This is a genomic window from Thauera sp. SDU_THAU2 (assembly GCF_038260575.1).
Classification (GTDB): domain Bacteria; phylum Pseudomonadota; class Gammaproteobacteria; order Burkholderiales; family Rhodocyclaceae; genus Thauera.
Map to the genome: position 1 here is coordinate 1,369,363 of NZ_JBBWUN010000003.1, position 14,804 is coordinate 1,384,166.

16 protein-coding genes and 1 pseudogene are annotated in these 14,804 nt (G+C 68.2%); 4 read left to right on the forward strand and 13 right to left on the reverse strand.

Annotation, left to right across the window (positions count from 1 at the left end; translation table 11 throughout):
* Positions 1–12: 12 nt before the first annotated feature.
* The 8 genes from fliR to AAFL97_RS07690 all read right to left on the reverse strand — a co-directional run bounded on the left by fliR (position 13) and on the right by AAFL97_RS07690 (position 5,278).
* A complete protein-coding gene (gene fliR, locus AAFL97_RS07655) occupies positions 13–810 on the reverse strand; it encodes a flagellar biosynthetic protein FliR (RefSeq protein WP_341644401.1) in 798 nt (265 codons plus the stop codon).
* 22 nt (positions 811–832) lie between these two features.
* Positions 833–1,102, reverse strand: coding sequence for a flagellar biosynthesis protein FliQ (gene fliQ / locus AAFL97_RS07660; protein ID WP_341644402.1), 270 nt, complete (start codon positions 1,100–1,102; stop codon positions 833–835).
* Positions 1,103–1,127: 25 nt separating this feature from the next.
* On the reverse strand, positions 1,128–1,919 hold the full coding sequence (gene fliP, locus AAFL97_RS07665; protein ID WP_341644403.1) for a flagellar type III secretion system pore protein FliP: 792 nt from the start codon (positions 1,917–1,919) through the stop codon (positions 1,128–1,130).
* On the reverse strand, positions 1,909–2,394 hold the full coding sequence (gene fliO / locus AAFL97_RS07670; protein ID WP_341644404.1) for a flagellar biosynthetic protein FliO: 486 nt from the start codon (positions 2,392–2,394) through the stop codon (positions 1,909–1,911). Before fliO ends, fliP begins: the two co-directional genes overlap by 11 nt.
* 13 nt (positions 2,395–2,407) lie before the next feature.
* The gene (gene fliN, locus AAFL97_RS07675) at positions 2,408–2,881 is read right to left on the reverse strand and encodes a flagellar motor switch protein FliN (protein WP_341644405.1); all 474 of its coding nucleotides are present in this window, start codon (positions 2,879–2,881) and stop codon (positions 2,408–2,410) included.
* The gene (gene fliM, locus AAFL97_RS07680) at positions 2,874–3,884 is read right to left on the reverse strand and encodes a flagellar motor switch protein FliM (protein WP_341644406.1); all 1,011 of its coding nucleotides are present in this window, start codon (positions 3,882–3,884) and stop codon (positions 2,874–2,876) included. Before fliM ends, fliN begins: the two co-directional genes overlap by 8 nt.
* A 14-nt stretch (positions 3,885–3,898) precedes the next feature.
* Complete coding sequence (locus tag AAFL97_RS07685; protein ID WP_341644407.1) at positions 3,899–4,474, reverse strand: flagellar basal body-associated FliL family protein; 576 nt, start codon at positions 4,472–4,474, stop codon at positions 3,899–3,901.
* Positions 4,475–4,567: 93 nt separating this feature from the next.
* The gene (locus AAFL97_RS07690; RefSeq protein ID WP_341644408.1) at positions 4,568–5,278 is read right to left on the reverse strand and encodes a flagellar hook-length control protein FliK; all 711 of its coding nucleotides are present in this window, start codon (positions 5,276–5,278) and stop codon (positions 4,568–4,570) included.
* A gap of 290 nt (positions 5,279–5,568) precedes the next feature.
* On the opposite strand from AAFL97_RS07690, the gene AAFL97_RS07695 reads away from it, so the two are divergent.
* Positions 5,569–5,706, forward strand: coding sequence for a hypothetical protein (locus AAFL97_RS07695; RefSeq protein ID WP_341644409.1), 138 nt, complete (start codon positions 5,569–5,571; stop codon positions 5,704–5,706).
* 172 nt (positions 5,707–5,878) lie between these two features.
* On the opposite strand, the gene fliJ is transcribed toward AAFL97_RS07695, so the two are convergent.
* The 5 genes and pseudogenes from fliJ to fliF all read right to left on the reverse strand — a co-directional run bounded on the left by fliJ (position 5,879) and on the right by fliF (position 11,390).
* Positions 5,879–6,343 (reverse strand): flagellar export protein FliJ, encoded by a 465-nt coding sequence (fliJ, locus tag AAFL97_RS07700; protein WP_341644410.1) that lies wholly within the window; start codon positions 6,341–6,343, stop codon positions 5,879–5,881.
* A gap of 118 nt (positions 6,344–6,461) precedes the next feature.
* Positions 6,462–7,859 (reverse strand): flagellar protein export ATPase FliI, encoded by a 1,398-nt coding sequence (gene fliI / locus AAFL97_RS07705; protein WP_341644411.1) that lies wholly within the window; start codon positions 7,857–7,859, stop codon positions 6,462–6,464.
* Complete coding sequence (locus AAFL97_RS07710; RefSeq protein WP_341644412.1) at positions 7,856–8,635, reverse strand: flagellar assembly protein FliH; 780 nt, start codon at positions 8,633–8,635, stop codon at positions 7,856–7,858. The genes fliI and AAFL97_RS07710 overlap by 4 nt, the downstream gene beginning before the upstream one ends.
* Before the next feature lie 24 nt (positions 8,636–8,659).
* On the reverse strand, positions 8,660–9,661 hold the full coding sequence (gene fliG / locus AAFL97_RS07715) for a flagellar motor switch protein FliG (protein WP_341644413.1): 1,002 nt from the start codon (positions 9,659–9,661) through the stop codon (positions 8,660–8,662).
* Positions 9,658–11,390, reverse strand: a pseudogene (fliF, locus tag AAFL97_RS07720) (flagellar basal-body MS-ring/collar protein FliF). The gene fliG and the pseudogene fliF overlap by 4 nt, the downstream one beginning before the upstream one ends.
* 121 nt (positions 11,391–11,511) lie before the next feature.
* Between fliF and AAFL97_RS07725 the strand changes: the two are divergent.
* The 3 genes from AAFL97_RS07725 (at position 11,512) to fliE (ending at position 14,688) form a co-directional block, all read left to right on the forward strand.
* A complete protein-coding gene (locus AAFL97_RS07725; protein ID WP_445954530.1) occupies positions 11,512–12,783 on the forward strand; it encodes a sensor histidine kinase in 1,272 nt (423 codons plus the stop codon).
* Positions 12,780–14,222: a sigma-54-dependent transcriptional regulator gene (locus AAFL97_RS07730; protein ID WP_341644414.1), complete on the forward strand. Its 1,443-nt coding sequence runs from the start codon at positions 12,780–12,782 to the stop codon at positions 14,220–14,222. The genes AAFL97_RS07725 and AAFL97_RS07730 overlap by 4 nt, the downstream gene beginning before the upstream one ends.
* A gap of 142 nt (positions 14,223–14,364) precedes the next feature.
* Positions 14,365–14,688 carry a flagellar hook-basal body complex protein FliE gene (gene fliE, locus AAFL97_RS07735; protein ID WP_263460165.1) on the forward strand — a complete coding sequence of 108 codons (324 nt, stop codon included), beginning with the start codon at positions 14,365–14,367 and terminating at the stop codon, positions 14,686–14,688.
* The last annotated feature ends 116 nt before the right edge of the window (positions 14,689–14,804 follow it).

Below are 14,804 nucleotides of genomic sequence, written 5' to 3' on the forward strand. Positions count from 1 at the left end.
GTCGGTGCCGGCTCAGGGCGGCGGCAGCGGAGCGAGCAGTTCCAGCATGAGGCCGATTTCGTCGAAGCCGCGTTCGAACAGGCTTTGCAGCACCGGCGCGAAGTTGGTCATGAACAGCAGCACGCCGACGAAACCGGCGGTGAGCGTGACCGGGAAGCCCACCGCGAACAGGTTGAGCTGCGGCGCCGCGCGCGTCAGCACGCCGAGCGAGATGTTGGCCACCAGCAGGATGCCGAGCACCGGCAGCGACAGCAGCAGGCCGGTGGCGAAGACGGCGGCACCGGCGCGGGCGATGTAGCCCCAGCCCTGGGCCCGCACGACTTCGGCGCCGACCGGCAGCCATTCGAAGCTGCGCACCAGTACCTCGACCATCAGCAGGTGGCCATTGACGGCGAGGAACAGCAGCGTGGCGACCAGGCTGAGGAAGTCGGACAGCACTGCGGTCTGGCCGCCGGCGTCGGGGTCGAAGAAGATGGCGAAGGACAGGCCCATCTGCATGCCGATCAGCGCACCCGCGGTATCCACCGCGGCGAACACCAGCCGCATCATGAAACCCACGGCGACGCCGATGAAGATCTGCTGGCCGAAGATCGCCAGCCCGATGCCCGAGTTCGGCGCCACCTCGGGCATCGGCGGCATCGCCGGCAGCAGCGCGATGCCGATGGCCAAGCCGGCGGCGAGGCGGACGCGGGCCGGCATGCCGCGGTTGGAGAAGATCGGTGCGGTGGCGAACAGGCCGAGCAGCCGTGCCAGCGGGAAGGCCGCGGCGGCGAGCCAGGCATCGAGCTGGGCGGCCGTTACGCTGAGCATCGGGCGGGGCCGGCTTGCGGCTTCAGCCGATCATCGCCGGGATGGATTCGAACAGCCGGCGCATGAAATCGGTCAGCAGCGTGATCATCCACGGCCCGGCCAGCACCAGGGTGACGAAGATGGCGACGAGCTTGGGCACGAAGGTCAGCGTCATCTCGTTGATCTGGGTCGCGGCCTGGAAGATGCTGATGATCAGGCCGGTGACGAGCGCGGCGAGGAACAGCGGCGCCGACACCATCAGGGTGACTTCGACGGCCTGGCGGCCGAGTTCGATGACGGTGGTGGGGGTCATGGCCGCTTTCTCCCGCTTGTTTGCATCAGACCGCGAAGCTCTGCACCAGCGAGCCGATCAGCAGCGTCCAGCCGTCGACCAGCACGAACAGCATGATCTTGAACGGCAGCGACACGATCACCGGCGACATCATCATCATGCCCATCGACATCAGCACCGAGGCGACCACCATGTCGATGATGATGAAGGGGATGAAGACGATGAAGCCGATCTGGAAGGCGGTCTTGATCTCCGAGGTGACGAAGGCCGGGATGATCACGCGCATCGGCAGGTCTTCGGCTTTTTCCACCGGCGGCACCTTGGCCAGGCCGGCGAACAGGTCGAGGTCGGGCTCGCGCACCTGTGCCAGCATGAATGTACGCATCGGCACCGAGGCGCGCTGCAGGGCTTCGTCGAACTGGATCTGGCCTTCCGACATCGGCAGGTAGGCTTCGGTGTAGACCCGCTCGGCGACCGGCGCCATGACGAAGAAGCTCAGGAACAGCGCCAGGCCCAGCAAGACCTGGTTGGGCGGCGCGGTCTGCGTGCCCATCGCCTGGCGCAGCAGCGAGAGCACGATGATGATGCGGGTGAAGCTGGTCATCATCAGCACCATTGCCGGGATGAAGCTCAGCAGCGTCATCAGCAACAGCGTCTGGATGGTCAGGCTGTAGGTGGTGCCGCCGTCCGCCGCGGTCGAACTGGTGACGGCGGGCAGGGCCTGGGCCTGTGCGGGCAGCGGCAGGCCGGCAAGCACCAGCAGCAGCGTCAGCACTGCAGCCAGCGACAGCGCCGGCGCCAGGCGTGTGCGCAGCAGCGAAGAGCGCTCAGCGTGCATCGCTGCGCTCCGCCGCTTGCCGCTCTGCCGTCTGCCGCTTCATGGCCTGTCCCAGCCAGGCCGAGAAATTCCGCGCCGAGCCGGATGACGATGGATGCGCGTTCTGCCGTGCTGCGAGCGGCAGTTCCTCGGCCTTCATTTCGTGCAGCCGGGTGACGCTGCCCGGCGCCACGCCGAGCACCAGCAGCTGTTCGCCCAGGCGCACCAGCACCACCCGCTCGCGCGGCCCGACCGCGGCGGCGCCCAGCACCTCGATCGCGGCGGCGGCGCTGCCGCGCGGCGCGGCGAGGCGACGGACCAGCCACAGGCTGGCGAGCAGCAGGGCGATGACCACGGCCAGGCCGCCCAGCATCTGGAACAGGCTGCCGGCCAGCTCGGTGGGGTCGCTGCCTGCGACCGGCGCCTGCGCCAGTGCATCGGCTGCAAGGGCGGTCAGCGGGAGCGGCAGAAGACGTAGGACGGTGAATCGATGCACGGTGCTGCGACGTTCAGTGGCGGATCTTGCGCATGCGCTCGGCCGGACTGATGATGTCCGTCAGGCGGATGCCGAACTTGTCATTGACGACGACGACTTCGCCTTGCGCGATCAGCGTGCCGTTGACCAGCACGTCCATCGGCTCACCGGCGAGACCGTCGAGTTCGACCACCGAGCCGTGGGCGAGCTGCAGCAGGTTGCGGATCGTCAGCTTGGTGCGCCCCAGCTCCACGGTGATCTGCACCGGGATGTCGAGGATCATGTCGAAGTCGTTGAGTGAGCTCTTGCCGGGGCTGCCGGCGCCGAAATCCTCGAAGATCTGGCTGGCCGGACGGGCCTGGTAGGGCGAGTCCGCCATCGCCGCAGCGGCGAGTTCGGCGGCGACGCGGTCGGCCTCGCTGTCGCCGGACTGGCTGGCTTCGGTTGCGGCCTGTTCCTGCATCGCGGCGGCCCAATCGTCGTCGGTAATCTGGTTGTCGTCAGCCATTCTGGCCTCCAGCTAACAAGGGTGAAGGCTCTTCTTCCTGCGCGAGGAAGCGCTCCACCCGGATGGCGTATTGCCCGTTCTTGGTGCCCTGCCTGCATTCGAGCACCGGCACGCCGTCGATCTCGGCCTGCAGCAGCTCGGGCACGTTCAGCGGAATCACGTCGCCGACCCGCATGTCGACGATGTCGCGCAGCGTGACGCGCGCGCTGCCGAGATTGCAGTACAGCTCGACGTCGGCCGAGCGCAGCTGGTGCGACAGCAGCTTGATCCAGCGCCGGTCCGAGGTGATGTGGTCGCTCTGCATCGTCGAATACAGCAGGTCGCGGATCGGCTCCAGCATCGAGTACGGGAAGCAGACGTGCATCTCGGCCTGGGCGCCGCCGATCTCCAGCGAGAAGGTCGTCGAAATGACGATCTCGGAAGGGGTGGCGATGTTGGCGAACTGCGAGTTCATCTCCGAGCGCACGTACTCGAACTCGAGCTTGAACACCGGCGCCCAGGCCTTGGCGTATTCGGTGAACACCACTTCGAGCATGCCGTGGATGATGCGCTGCTCGGTCGGCGTGAAGTCGCGGCCTTCGACGCGGGTGTGGAAGCGGCCGTCGCCGCCGAACATGTTGTCGACGACGAGGAAGACCAGGTTGGGGTCGAACACCACCAGCCCGGTGCCGCGCATCGGCTTGGCCGTGACCAGGTTGAGGTTGGTCGGCACCACCAGGTTGCGCACGAACTCGGCGTATTTCTGCACCTTGATCGGGCCGACGGAAACCTCGGTGTTGCGATGCAGGTAGTTGAAGAAGCCGATCCGCAGGTAGCGCGCGAAGCGTTCGTTGATCAGCTCCATCGTGGGCATGCGCCCACGCACGATGCGTTCCTGCGTGCCCAGGTTGTAGGGGCGCACGCCCTCGGTCGACTGCTCCTCAACTTCGGGTTCGTCGGATTCTCCGGTCACGCCCCGCAGCAGGGCGTCGACTTCTTCCTGGGAGAGAAAATCCGAGGACATGGCGTGCGCGTCCGCTACTGGATGATGAAGGAGTTGAACAGCACGGCCTGGATCGGACCGGTGGAGGTCGTGCGGCCGCGGGCGTCGGTCTGGACCGGGAAGCCGAGCGCGGCATTGGCCTCATCGACGATGCTGGTCGCCAGCAGTTCGCGGCCTTCGGTGGTGAACAGCTCGGAAGGCAGCCGGCTCGACAGCAGCAGGTTGATGCGGTGGCGGATCTCCGGCATGAAGGCCTTGAGCCCTTCGCCGGTCTTGGCGTCGGCGACGCGCAGCACGATCACGGTCTGCAGGTAGTGGTCGCCTTCTTCGCGGCGCAGGTTGACGGTGAAGGGGTCCAGCGGCACGAAAGTGGGCGGCTTGGACAGATCGACCACCGGCGCCGGCGGCGAGGCGGACGGTGCGGTGGCGGCAGGCGTGGCGCCGCCGTCGTCGCTGCCGCCCTTGTTCTTCAGCAACAGCAGCGCGCCGACGCCGCCGGCGACGATGATCAGCACGAGCAGCAGCACGATGACGATGATCATGAGCAGCTTGCTCTTGCCCTTGGGAGCGGCTTCTGCAGCTGCTTCCGGTCTGGTTGGCGCCTTGGCCATGCAAATCTCCTGATGCCTTGCCTGAATTATTGCGGAAGATCGCACGCCGCGAAGCGCCGAAAAGTGGGGCAGAGCGGCCCCAATTCATGCGCTTCAGACGAAAGTGTCGACCAATCCGTCGTGTTGTCGCAGCCATGCCGCGGGCTGGCTGCTGCCGGCCGGGCCTGCGATCGCCTCGCCGCCGGAGTGCCGGCCCTGTCCGCCGCTGCCCTTGCCGCTTCCCTCGCTGCCCGTGCCGCGATCCTCGGAGGTGCTGACATCGGCTTGTCCCAGGTTGATGCCGGATTGCTGGAGTATCTCCCGCAAGCGGGGCAATGCCTGCTCGAGTGCGTCACGCGCGGCCTGACTCGAGGCGACGAACTGCGCCGTGGTCTGGTCGCCGCTGAGCGAGATCGACACTTCGAGCTTGCCGATGTTGGGTGGCGTCAGCACCAGTTCGGCCTTGCTTTCGGCACGTCCGATCATCCAGCGCACCTGGTTGCCGACGTCTTCGGCCCAGGTCTGCCGGTTGGTCGGCGTCTGGACGGGCAACTGCGGCGTCGGCGCCGGCCCTGGCGCATGGCGCAGCACGCCGAGCAGGTTGGTGCCGTGGTGCCCGCCGGGCTGAGCAGTTTGCTGGACCGCGGTGTCCTCGCCCCCGGCCTTCAGGGGCTGCGCCGCAGCCGCCGCCTTGTCGGCGATGAATGCCGCGACCGGCAATCGTCCTTGCGCCCCCTGGCTGGCATGCGTACCGGCGTCTGCCGACTTCGAGCCGCCTTTCGACAGCAGCTCGGCATTCTGGAAGTCCCTTGCCGACGCTGTCATCCGCGGCAGCTTCAGCGTCGTCGGCCTGCATGGCGGCAATCGCTGCCGGCAGGCCGGCAATCGCGGCCGCATCGACGGGCGTCTCTGCCGGTGCCTCGGCCGTTGCCGCCTGCTCTTCATGCGGTGAAGCCTTGCCATGCTCGCGTCGGGTTTCGCTGCCCCGGGCGGCTTCGTCCGGCCGCGCGGCGCTTTCGCTGCCGCGGGATTCGGCCGCCGGGTCGGCAGGCTGCGCCCGCGAGGGTTCCGGTTCGCGGGCGGTACTGCGCTGCTGGCTGCGTTCGGCGTCGCGCATGTGCGCCGGAGCAGCGTTCGCCCGCGGAGGCTGGGCCGACTGGGCAGGCGATTCGCGCAACTGGTTCTGCAGCGTGCGGGAGAAGGAGGGCGAGGACTGGTTGCCGGGGCCGATCAGCCCGGCGAGCGTCGTCTGATTGGACCACTTGTGGGTCGTCTTGCCTTGCAGGCTTTGAGCCAGGCTGGAAGATGGAACGGTTGCGGGCATGGTCTGGCGCCTCTGGAACAGGATGAGCAGGGCTCTCGATGCAAGAGGTATGCCATGCCGGCGAGATGTGGCGGCAGATGGATCGGCAAGCCATCGACCGCTCAATCCGGAGTGTCGCTGCCGCCGTCGCGGTGGGCGCGGCCGAGGCGTGCGGCGTGCTCGTCGGCCATCTTCTGCTCCTGGCGGGCCTCGACGCGGGCCAGGCCCGCCTGGTGGCGCTGCGACAGGGTGTCGAAAGCCTTGAGCTTGTTGCGCTGGGCGAGCCAGTGCTGCTGCCCCTGCGCGGTCAACTGCTGCGACTGCTCCGCCAGCTTGCGCTGGGCGAGGATGGCTTCATCCAGGCGGGCGATGAAAGCGCCGTAATTGCGCCAGGCGTCCGGGCTGAGGCCTTCGCGCGCGGCTTCGACGAAGCGGTCGTTGTATTCGCGCCGGTAGTCCTCGAGCATCTGCAGCTTCTGCGCCACGTCGCGTTCGGCCGCCACCAGCTCGCCCAACTGGCGGGCGGCATCGTCGGTGCGGGTCTGGGCGAGGTCGAGCAGGGGCTGGAGGTGGAAGCGAGGACTCATGGAGGTGGCGGCGCGTCGTTCGGGTGCCCCGGCGACGGAGAGATGGGCGCCAAATTCTAATCGTCATATGCCGCAGGCGTGCCGTACATTCTGCGGTCGCCCGTGCAAAATGTCACACTCAGGCGGAAAATACCTGTGCCAGCTTCTGCAGGGCGCCGTCGTAGGCTTCGCGCTCGTGGATGCCTTGCTGCAGGAAAGCTTCCAGCCTGGGGTAGAGCTGCACTGCCGTGTCCAGCACCGGGTCGCCGCCCGGCTGGTAGGCGCCGACCGCGATCAGGTCGCGCGAACGCTGATAGCGCGAGAAGAACTGCTTGAACTGGCGTACGACGGCGAAGTGATCGTCGCCGACCAGGCCGTGCATTGCGCGCGAGATCGACTGTTCGATGTCGATCGCGGGGTAGTGGCCCTGGTCGGCGAGGCTGCGCGACAGCACGAAGTGGCCGTCGAGGATGGCGCGGGCGGAATCGGCGATGGGATCCTGCTGGTCGTCGCCTTCGGCCAGCACGGTGTAGAAGGCGGTGATCGAGCCGCCGCCTTCGGGGCCGTTGCCGGCGCGCTCGACCAGCGCCGGCAGGCGGGCGAACACGCTCGGCGGGTAGCCGCGGGTGACCGGCGGTTCGCCGATCGCCAGCGCGATCTCGCGCTGCGCCATCGCGTAGCGCGTCAGCGAGTCCATGATCAGCAGCACCTGCTTGCCCTGGTCGCGGAAATATTCCGCCACCGTGGTTGCGTAGGCCGCGCCCTGCATCCGCATCAGCGGGCTGGTGTCGGCCGGTGCGGCCACCACCACCGAGCGCGCCAGGCCTTCCGGGCCGAGGCTCTGGTCGATGAACTCCTTGACTTCGCGGCCCCGTTCGCCGATCAGGCCGACGACGATGATGTCCGCCGAGGTGTAGCGCGCCATCATGCCGATCAGCACCGACTTGCCGACGCCGGAGCCGGCGAACAGGCCCAGGCGCTGGCCGCGGCCGACGGTCAGCAGGGCGTTGATCGCACGGATGCCGACGTCCAGCGGCTGCTGGATCGGTGCGCGCGACAGCGGGTTGATCGCGCGCCCTTGCAGCGAGCGCGTTTCCTGCGTGGTCAGCGGGCCGGCGCCGTCGAGCGGCCGGCCGGCGCCATCGATGACGCGGCCGAGCAGGGCGTCGCCCACCGGCAGGTGCTTGGCGCGGTCGGCGGCGCGGCGGCGCGGACCGATGCGCTTGCCCGGCACCAGCCGCGGCACGCCCATTTCCATCGGCAGCACGCGGGCGCCGGGGGCCAGGCCGAAGATGTCGTCGGTCGGCATCATGAACAGCTTTTCGCCGCTGAAGCCGACGACTTCGGCCTCGACCGAGCCACCGCCCGGGATCAGGATCCGGCAGCCGGAACCCAGCGGCAGCTTGAGCCCGGCCGCTTCCATGACGAGGCCGTTGATGCGGGTCAGCCGGCCCGAAATCTCGAAGGCGCTGGCGTCCCTGACCAGCCGGCGGCCGTCGGCGAGGAAGTCGCGCCACAGCTCGCTGCCGTGTTTCATGTTGCAGTGCCTGTTGCCGGCTGCTCCGGATCGGCGGCGGAGAAGCGCATGTGGTCGCGCCCGAGCGATTCGAGCACGCGCCGCCAGCGGGTCTCCAGCGTGGCGTCGAGCTGGGCGCCCTGGGTGTCGATGCGGCATTCGCCGCGCTGCAGGTCGAAATCCTCCTGCAGGCGGTGGCCGGCTTGCGCGAGCTGTTCGCCCAGGTTCTCGCGCACCAGCGCCAGGTCGTCCGGATGCAGCCGGATCTGCGCATTGCCCTGTGGCAACTGCTGCAGGGCGTTGCGGATGGTGTCGAGCACGGTCTCGGGGTGGAGGTGCAGGGTGTGGTGGACCATCTGCCGGGCCAGTTCGATGGCGAGCGCCATCAACTCCTCGGCGACTTCGCGATCGATTTCGGCCAGCGACTGCTCGAGCCGATCGGCCAGCGCCAGCACGCGCGCGGCTTCGGCTTCGGTCCTCGCCTTGCCTTCCTCGTAGGCCTTGCGTTCGCCTTCGGCCATGCCTTCCGCCAGCCCGGCTTCGTGGCCTTCGCGCCAGCCTTCCTCGCGCGCGGCATTGCGGACTTCCTCGTGCATGCGCTCGATTTCCTCCGCCGTGGGCAGCTTCAGATCGGGCGGCAGGCTGTAGACGGGCTCGGGCGCGTCGGGAACGGCTTCGGGTTCGGCCGGGGCAAGGGCGTCGGCGCCTGCCGGGGGAGGGGGTTCGTCCCGCGCGTCGAAATCCTCCGGTGTCCAGCGCCGATAGGCGCCCACGGCCTGGTGGCGGGAAATGCTCACGAAGCGCTCCTGGATCCCGGCAGCTTAGACGAAGCCATCGTCGCCTCCCTTGCCCGCCATCATGACCTGGCCTTCCTCCGCCAGGCGGCGGACGATCTTGAGGATTTCCTTCTGTTCGGCCTCGACTTCGGACAGCCGGACCGGGCCGCGGGATTCGAGATCCTCGCGCAGCATCTCGGCCGCGCGGCTCGACATGTTCTTGAAGATCTTCTCGCGCAGCTCCGGCTGCGCGCCCTTGAGGGCGACGATCAGCGAGTCGGACTGGACTTCGCGCAGTACGGTCTGGATGCCGCGGTCGTCGATGTCGAGCAGGTTCTCGAACACGAACATCTCGTCGAGAATCTTCTGCGCCAGTTCGGGATCGTATTCGCGTACGTTGTCGATGATGCTGGTCTCGTACGTCGAGCCGACGAAGTTGAGGATCTCCGCGGCATGGTGCACGCCGCCCATCGAGGCCTTCTTGACCGTCGATGCGCCGGCCAGCATGCGCGTCAGCGAGTCGTTCAGTTCGCGCAGCGCGGCAGGCTGCACGCCGTCGAGCGTGGCGATGCGCAGCACCACGTCGTTGCGCAGGCGCTCGCTGAAATGGGTGAGGATCTCGCCGGCCTGGTCGAATTCGAGGTGGACCAGGATGGTGGCGATGATCTGCGGATGCTCGTTCTTGATCAGGTCGGCGGCGGTACCGGCATCCATCCACTTCAGGCTTTCGATGCCGGCGGTGTCCGAACCCTGGATCATGCGCGCGAGCAGGTGGCTGGCGCGCTCGTCGCCCAGCGCCTTGGTCAGCATCAGGCGCAGTTGTTCCTCGTCGGATTCGATCAGCGCGCCCTTGGCGAAATGCTCGATCATCTCGTCCAGCAGCGGCCCGACCTTGCTGCGCGACTGCGGCGGCATGCTCGCCATCTTCATGCCGAGGCGCTGCACTTCGCGCGGGCCGAGGTGCTTCAGCACTTCGGCCGCTTCGTCGGCGCCGAGCGTCATCAGCAGCAGCGCGGACTTTTCCAGGCCTTCTTCGGGTGTCGTCACTTGCGGCCCTCCTCGGCCACGCCCAGCCATTCCTTGATCAGGTTGGCGACGGTCTTGGGATCGTCGCGGGCCAGCTCGCGGGCGCGGGCGAGGCGGCTTTCGTAGCTGTCGGCTTCGTCTCCGCCCGACAGCGACACGACCACGCCGTCCTCGTCCTCGTCGCCGGCTTCGCCGCCCAGGCCCGGCTCGCCCTGAGCGTCCCTGGCCGGCTTTTCCTTCGGCGGGATCACCGTGCGCAGCAGCGGGCGCAGCACGCCGAAGTAGGCGAGCAGGATCGCGATCAGGATCAGCAGCCAGTTCAGCCCTTCGCGGCCGAGCTCGACCATTTCCGGATCCTTCCACAGCGGCGGCGCGGCGTCGTCCGGGTCGCGGGCGAAGGCGTTGTTGGCGACGTTGATCGAATCCCCCGGTCGGCGTTGTAGCCGACGGCTTCGCGCACGACGTTGGTGATGCGGGCGATTTCCTCGTCGGTCAGCGGCACCCGGGTCGGCTTGCCTTCCGGGCCGGGAACGGTGCGATTGTTGACCACCACCGCCACCGACAGGCGCTTGATCTGGCCGACCGCCTGCTTGATGTGCTGGATGCTGCGGTCGACTTCGTAGTTGAGCACCGCGCTGCGGTTGCTGCTGATCACGCCCTGCGAGCCCTGCTGGCCTTCGCCGACCGGCGGCACGCTGAGTGGCGCGGTGGCCGGCACCGGCGGCTGGTTGGTGAGCGCGCCGGGAATGCCTTGCGGCCCCTGCAGCGGGTTGATGGTCTCGGTGGTCTGCTGGCTGCGGATCGCCTGGTCGGGCGAAGGGTTGGGTTTGTAGGTCTCGGCGGTCTGCTCGACCTGGTTGAAATCGACGGCGGCGGTGACCTGGGCGCGGAAGTTGTCCTTGCCGAACAGCGGCACCAGGATGTTGTCGATGCGCTCGATCAGGCCTTCCTCGACCATGCGCACGTACTGCAGCTGGTTGGCGTTGAGGCCGGCGCGCATCAGCGGGTCGGCCCGTTCGGTCAGCAGCTTGCCGCTCTGGTCGATGATCTTGACGCCTTCGGCGGTCATGCGCGGCACGCTGGACGACACCAGGTGCACGATGCCGGCGACCTGGTTCTCGTCCAGGATGCGTCCCGGGCGCAGGTTCACCATCACCGACGCGGTCGGCTTCTGGTCGTCGCGCAGGAAGGCGGTCTGCTTGGGCATCGCCAGGTGCACGCGGGCGCTGTCGACCGCCGAGATCGACTGCACGGTGCGCGACAGCTCGCCTTCGAGCGCGCGCTGGTAATTGACCTGTTCGTTGAATTGCGAGATGCCCAGCTTCTGGCCGTCCATCAGCTCGAAGCCGGCCAGCCCGCCCTTGGGCAGGCCGGCCGCGGCCAGGCGCAGGCGGGTTTCGTGCACCTGCGCGCTGGGCACCAGGATCGCATTGCCGGTGGCCGACATCCGGTAGGGCACGTTCTGCTGCTGCAGCGTGGCGATGACCTGGCCGCCGTCGCGCTCGTCGAGGTTGGAGTACAGCACCGCGTAGTCGGGCGGGCGGTTCCACATCAGCAGGGCTGCGATCAGCGCGATCGTCAGCGCGAGCGCGGCGGCAGCGGCGATCTTCTGCTGCTGCGTCAGCGCCTTGACGTTCTGCAGCGCCTGCTGCAGGCGAGTAGGCTCGGCGGCGGGTTCGCCGCCAGCGGGTATGCCCCCGGCGGGTATGCCTCCAATGGGCATCTCGGCAGTGTTCTCGGCAGCGGCCATGATGGCGGTCCACTTTTTCGGATGGACGCATTGTCACGCGGCCCTGGCAAGGGTGGTCATGCGAATAGCGGCATTTTTTGCCGCCTGTTTGCCGGCTAAGATAGTGCCCACCATGATTAGAGTGCAGGGCGTGAATACGGAACCCAGCCATTCTTCTGCCGGAGCGGCGGCTGCCGGACTGCAGGGCACCGGAGCGCCGGTTGCCGGGTCGCCGGCCGCCGGAACGCCGGCCGCCCCTCTCGACGCGGCGCAGCTGGCCGAGGCGTTTGCGCTGTTCAACCGCGCTTCCGAGGAACTGTCGACCGCCTACAACGCGCTGCAGGCGCAGGTCGGGCAACTGACCGAGCGGCTGTCGGTGCTGATGGGCGCGCTGCCGGCAGCGGTGGTCGTCGTCGATCGCGCGGGCCTCGTCGTCCAGGTCAATCGTGCGGCCGAGGCCTTGTTCGGCGGCGCACTGGTCGGCACCGCCTGGCGCGCCGCGTGGGCGCGCCTGCAGGCCACCGAGACGCCGGGCGAGTTCAGCTTCGCAGCGCCGGGCGAGGGCGGCAGCGCGGACGAGCCGCGGCGGCTGTCGCTGTCCGAATCCGCGCTCGAATCGGGCGACGAGCGCATCGTGCTGCTGCACGACATCACCGAAACCCACCGCATGCGCCTCGCTTCCGAGCGCAACGAACGGCTCGCGGCGATGGGCGAGATGGTCGCGGGCCTGGCGCACCAGCTGCGCACGCCGCTGGCCGCCGCGCTGCTCTACACCGGCAACCTGCGCCAGCCCGAGCTCGACGCCGCGCAGCGCAGCCACGTCGCCGACCGCGCGCTGGAGCGCCTGCGCTACCTGGAACGCCTGATCCGCGACATGCTGCTGTTCGCCCGCGGCGACAGCCTGGGGCGGCAGCGCTTCCACGTCTGCGAGCTCGCAGCGGAACTCGCCCATACGCTGGAGCCGCTGGCGAAGGCGAAGCAGATCGAGTTCGACGCACACTGCGGCTGCGGCGACACCGAACTCCTTGGTGACCGCAAGGCACTGGGCGGCGCGTTGACGAATCTGCTCGAAAACGCCATCCAGGCCAGCGAGGCGGGCGGCTGCGTGCGCTTCGAAGTCGCAAGCGTGCCGGCCGCCGACAGCGGCCTGGGCGTGGCCGCGGTGCGCTTCGCCGTCAGCGACGAAGGCCGGGGCATTCCGGCCGAGCTGCAGGAGCGCCTGTTCGAGCCCTTCTTCACCACGCGCGCCGAAGGCACCGGCCTCGGCCTCGCCATCGCGCGCGGCGTGGCGCGCGGCCACGGCGGCGACATTCTGCTGCGTTCGGCGCCCGGCCAGGGTTCCACCTTCATCCTCAGTCTGCCGATGTCGCTCGAGCTGCCGGCAGACACGACTTCTTCGCCGTCACCGCCATGATCGAACACCTGAACATTCTCGTCGTCGAGGACGATGCCGCGCTGCGCGACGCCGTGTGCTTCACGCTGGAGATGGCCCGCCACGGCGTCACCGGCGTCGATGGCGGACCGGCGGCGCTGGCCGAACTCGAACGCCAGCGCTTCAACCTCGTCGTCACCGACCTGCGCATGCAGCCGATGGACGGCCTCGAACTGCTGCACGAGATCCGCCTGCGCCAGCCGCAGTTGCCGGTGCTGCTGATGACCGCCTACGGCGACGTCGACAAGGCGGTGGCGGCGATGCGCGGCGGCGCCTGCGATTTCCTGATGAAACCCTTCGAACCCGAAGTGCTGCTGGAGAACGTGCGGCGCTACGCGGCGCTGTCGCCCGCCGCCGAGGACACCGTCGCCGAAGACCCCCATACCTGCAACCTGCTGGCACTGGCCGCGCGCGTGGCCGAGACCGACGCCACGGTGCTGCTGTCGGGCGAGTCCGGCACCGGCAAGGAAGTCTTCGCGCGCTACATCCACAGCCATTCGCCGCGTAGCAGCGGCCCTTTCATCGCGATCAACTGTGCGGCGATTCCCGAGAACCTGCTCGAAGCCACGCTGTTCGGCTACGAGAAGGGCGCTTTCACCGGCGCGCAGGCTGCGCAGCCGGGCAAGTTCGAGCAGGCCCAGGGCGGCACCATCCTGCTCGACGAGATCTCCGAAATGCCGCTCGGCCTGCAGGCCAAGCTGCTGCGGGTGCTGCAGGAGCGCGAAGTCGAGCGTGTCGGCGGCAAGAAGCCGGTGGCGCTCGACATCCGGGTGCTGGCCACCAGCAACCGCGACATGCAGAAGGAAATCGCCGCGGGCCGTTTCCGCGAGGATTTGTACTACCGGCTCAACGTGTTTCCGATCGCGATTCCCGCGCTGCGCGAGCGGCCGGGCGACATCGTGCCGCTGGCACGCCATTTCCTCGGCCAGCACGCTGCGCGGCTCAAGCGCCAGGCCCGTCTGGCGGCCGAGGCCGAGAGCCTGCTGCCCAGCTACGGCTGGCCGGGCAACGTGCGGGAACTGGAGAACACCTTGCAGCGCGCGCTGATCCTGACGCCCGGTGACACCGTCGGCGCCGAGACGCTGCGCTTGTGCCTGCCGCACTGGGACGGCGCCGCAGCGGCGCCGGCGGTGCAGATCGCTCCGGCGGCAGATTTTGCCGCAGCGCCAAGCAAGGCGCCTGCCGCGCCGGCGGCAATGTTTGCCGCCAGCCAGTCGTTGCCACCGCAGACCGAGGCCGTCGCCGCAGCAGCCCAGGCCACCCGCCCGGCGAACATGAAGGATCTCGAACGCGAGCACATCCTCGGCACGCTGCGCGAACTGGGCGGATCGCGCAAGAAAACCGTCGAAAAGCTGGGGATTTCGGAACGAACCTTGCGTTACAAGCTGCAGCAGTACCGCGACGAAGGCTACGACGTCTAGCCGGCGGGCGGACTCGACAGCGGTGGCACGGGCTTTGCTCTGCTAGACTGACGTCAACAGCGACACAAAGAGCGACACAGGCCGGGGAACCGAAGATCGGCAGACAGATCACAAGGCCGAAGACCTGGACCGGAGAGCAAGCATGGACACCCGTGGAATCGACCAGATGTTGAGCGAACTGCGCTCGGTATCCCAGGCTGCACAGAACAAGCCTGTGGAGCCGGCTGGGCCCGTGGCGGGCGGCGCCAACTTCGCCGACGTGCTCGACAACGCCCTCAAGGACGTCAGCGCGGCCCAGTCCGAAGCGCGCCAGATGGCGCAGGAATTTTCCGCCGGCGACCCCAACGTCAATCTTCAGGACGTGATGGTCAACCTTCAGAAGGCCAATCTGTCCTTCCAGCAGATGGTGCAGGTGCGCAACCGGCTGGTCACCGCGTACCAGGACATCATGAACATGCCTGTTTGAGGGGGCTCCAGAATCTGCCGGTGGGCCGGCAGCTTGCGGCGAAAGCCAGGCCCATCGGTATCCCGGACGGCGGTACGTTTCGTGCCGCCGTTTTTCGTTGGGGCTGTGCAGGCGTT

Excerpts from the sequence above, each read along its gene's own strand:
- fliR (WP_341644401.1), bottom strand. The coding sequence starts at position 810 with ATGCTCAGCGTAACGGCCGCCCAGCTCGATGCCTGGCTCGCCGCCGCG.
- fliQ (WP_341644402.1), bottom strand. The coding sequence starts at position 1,102 with ATGACCCCCACCACCGTCATCGAACTCGGCCGCCAGGCCGTCGAAGTC.
- fliP (WP_341644403.1), bottom strand. The coding sequence starts at position 1,919 with ATGCACGCTGAGCGCTCTTCGCTGCTGCGCACACGCCTGGCGCCGGCG.
- fliN (WP_341644405.1), bottom strand. The coding sequence starts at position 2,881 with ATGGCTGACGACAACCAGATTACCGACGACGATTGGGCCGCCGCGATG.
- fliM (WP_341644406.1), bottom strand. The coding sequence starts at position 3,884 with ATGTCCTCGGATTTTCTCTCCCAGGAAGAAGTCGACGCCCTGCTGCGG.
- AAFL97_RS07685 (WP_341644407.1), bottom strand. The coding sequence starts at position 4,474 with ATGGCCAAGGCGCCAACCAGACCGGAAGCAGCTGCAGAAGCCGCTCCC.
- AAFL97_RS07690 (WP_341644408.1), bottom strand. The coding sequence starts at position 5,278 with ATGACAGCGTCGGCAAGGGACTTCCAGAATGCCGAGCTGCTGTCGAAA.
- AAFL97_RS07695 (WP_341644409.1), top strand. The coding sequence starts at position 5,569 with ATGTGCGCCGGAGCAGCGTTCGCCCGCGGAGGCTGGGCCGACTGGGCA.
- fliJ (WP_341644410.1), bottom strand. The coding sequence starts at position 6,343 with ATGAGTCCTCGCTTCCACCTCCAGCCCCTGCTCGACCTCGCCCAGACC.
- fliI (WP_341644411.1), bottom strand. The coding sequence starts at position 7,859 with ATGAAACACGGCAGCGAGCTGTGGCGCGACTTCCTCGCCGACGGCCGC.
- AAFL97_RS07730 (WP_341644414.1), top strand. The coding sequence starts at position 12,780 with ATGATCGAACACCTGAACATTCTCGTCGTCGAGGACGATGCCGCGCTG.
- fliE (WP_263460165.1), top strand. The coding sequence starts at position 14,365 with ATGGACACCCGTGGAATCGACCAGATGTTGAGCGAACTGCGCTCGGTA.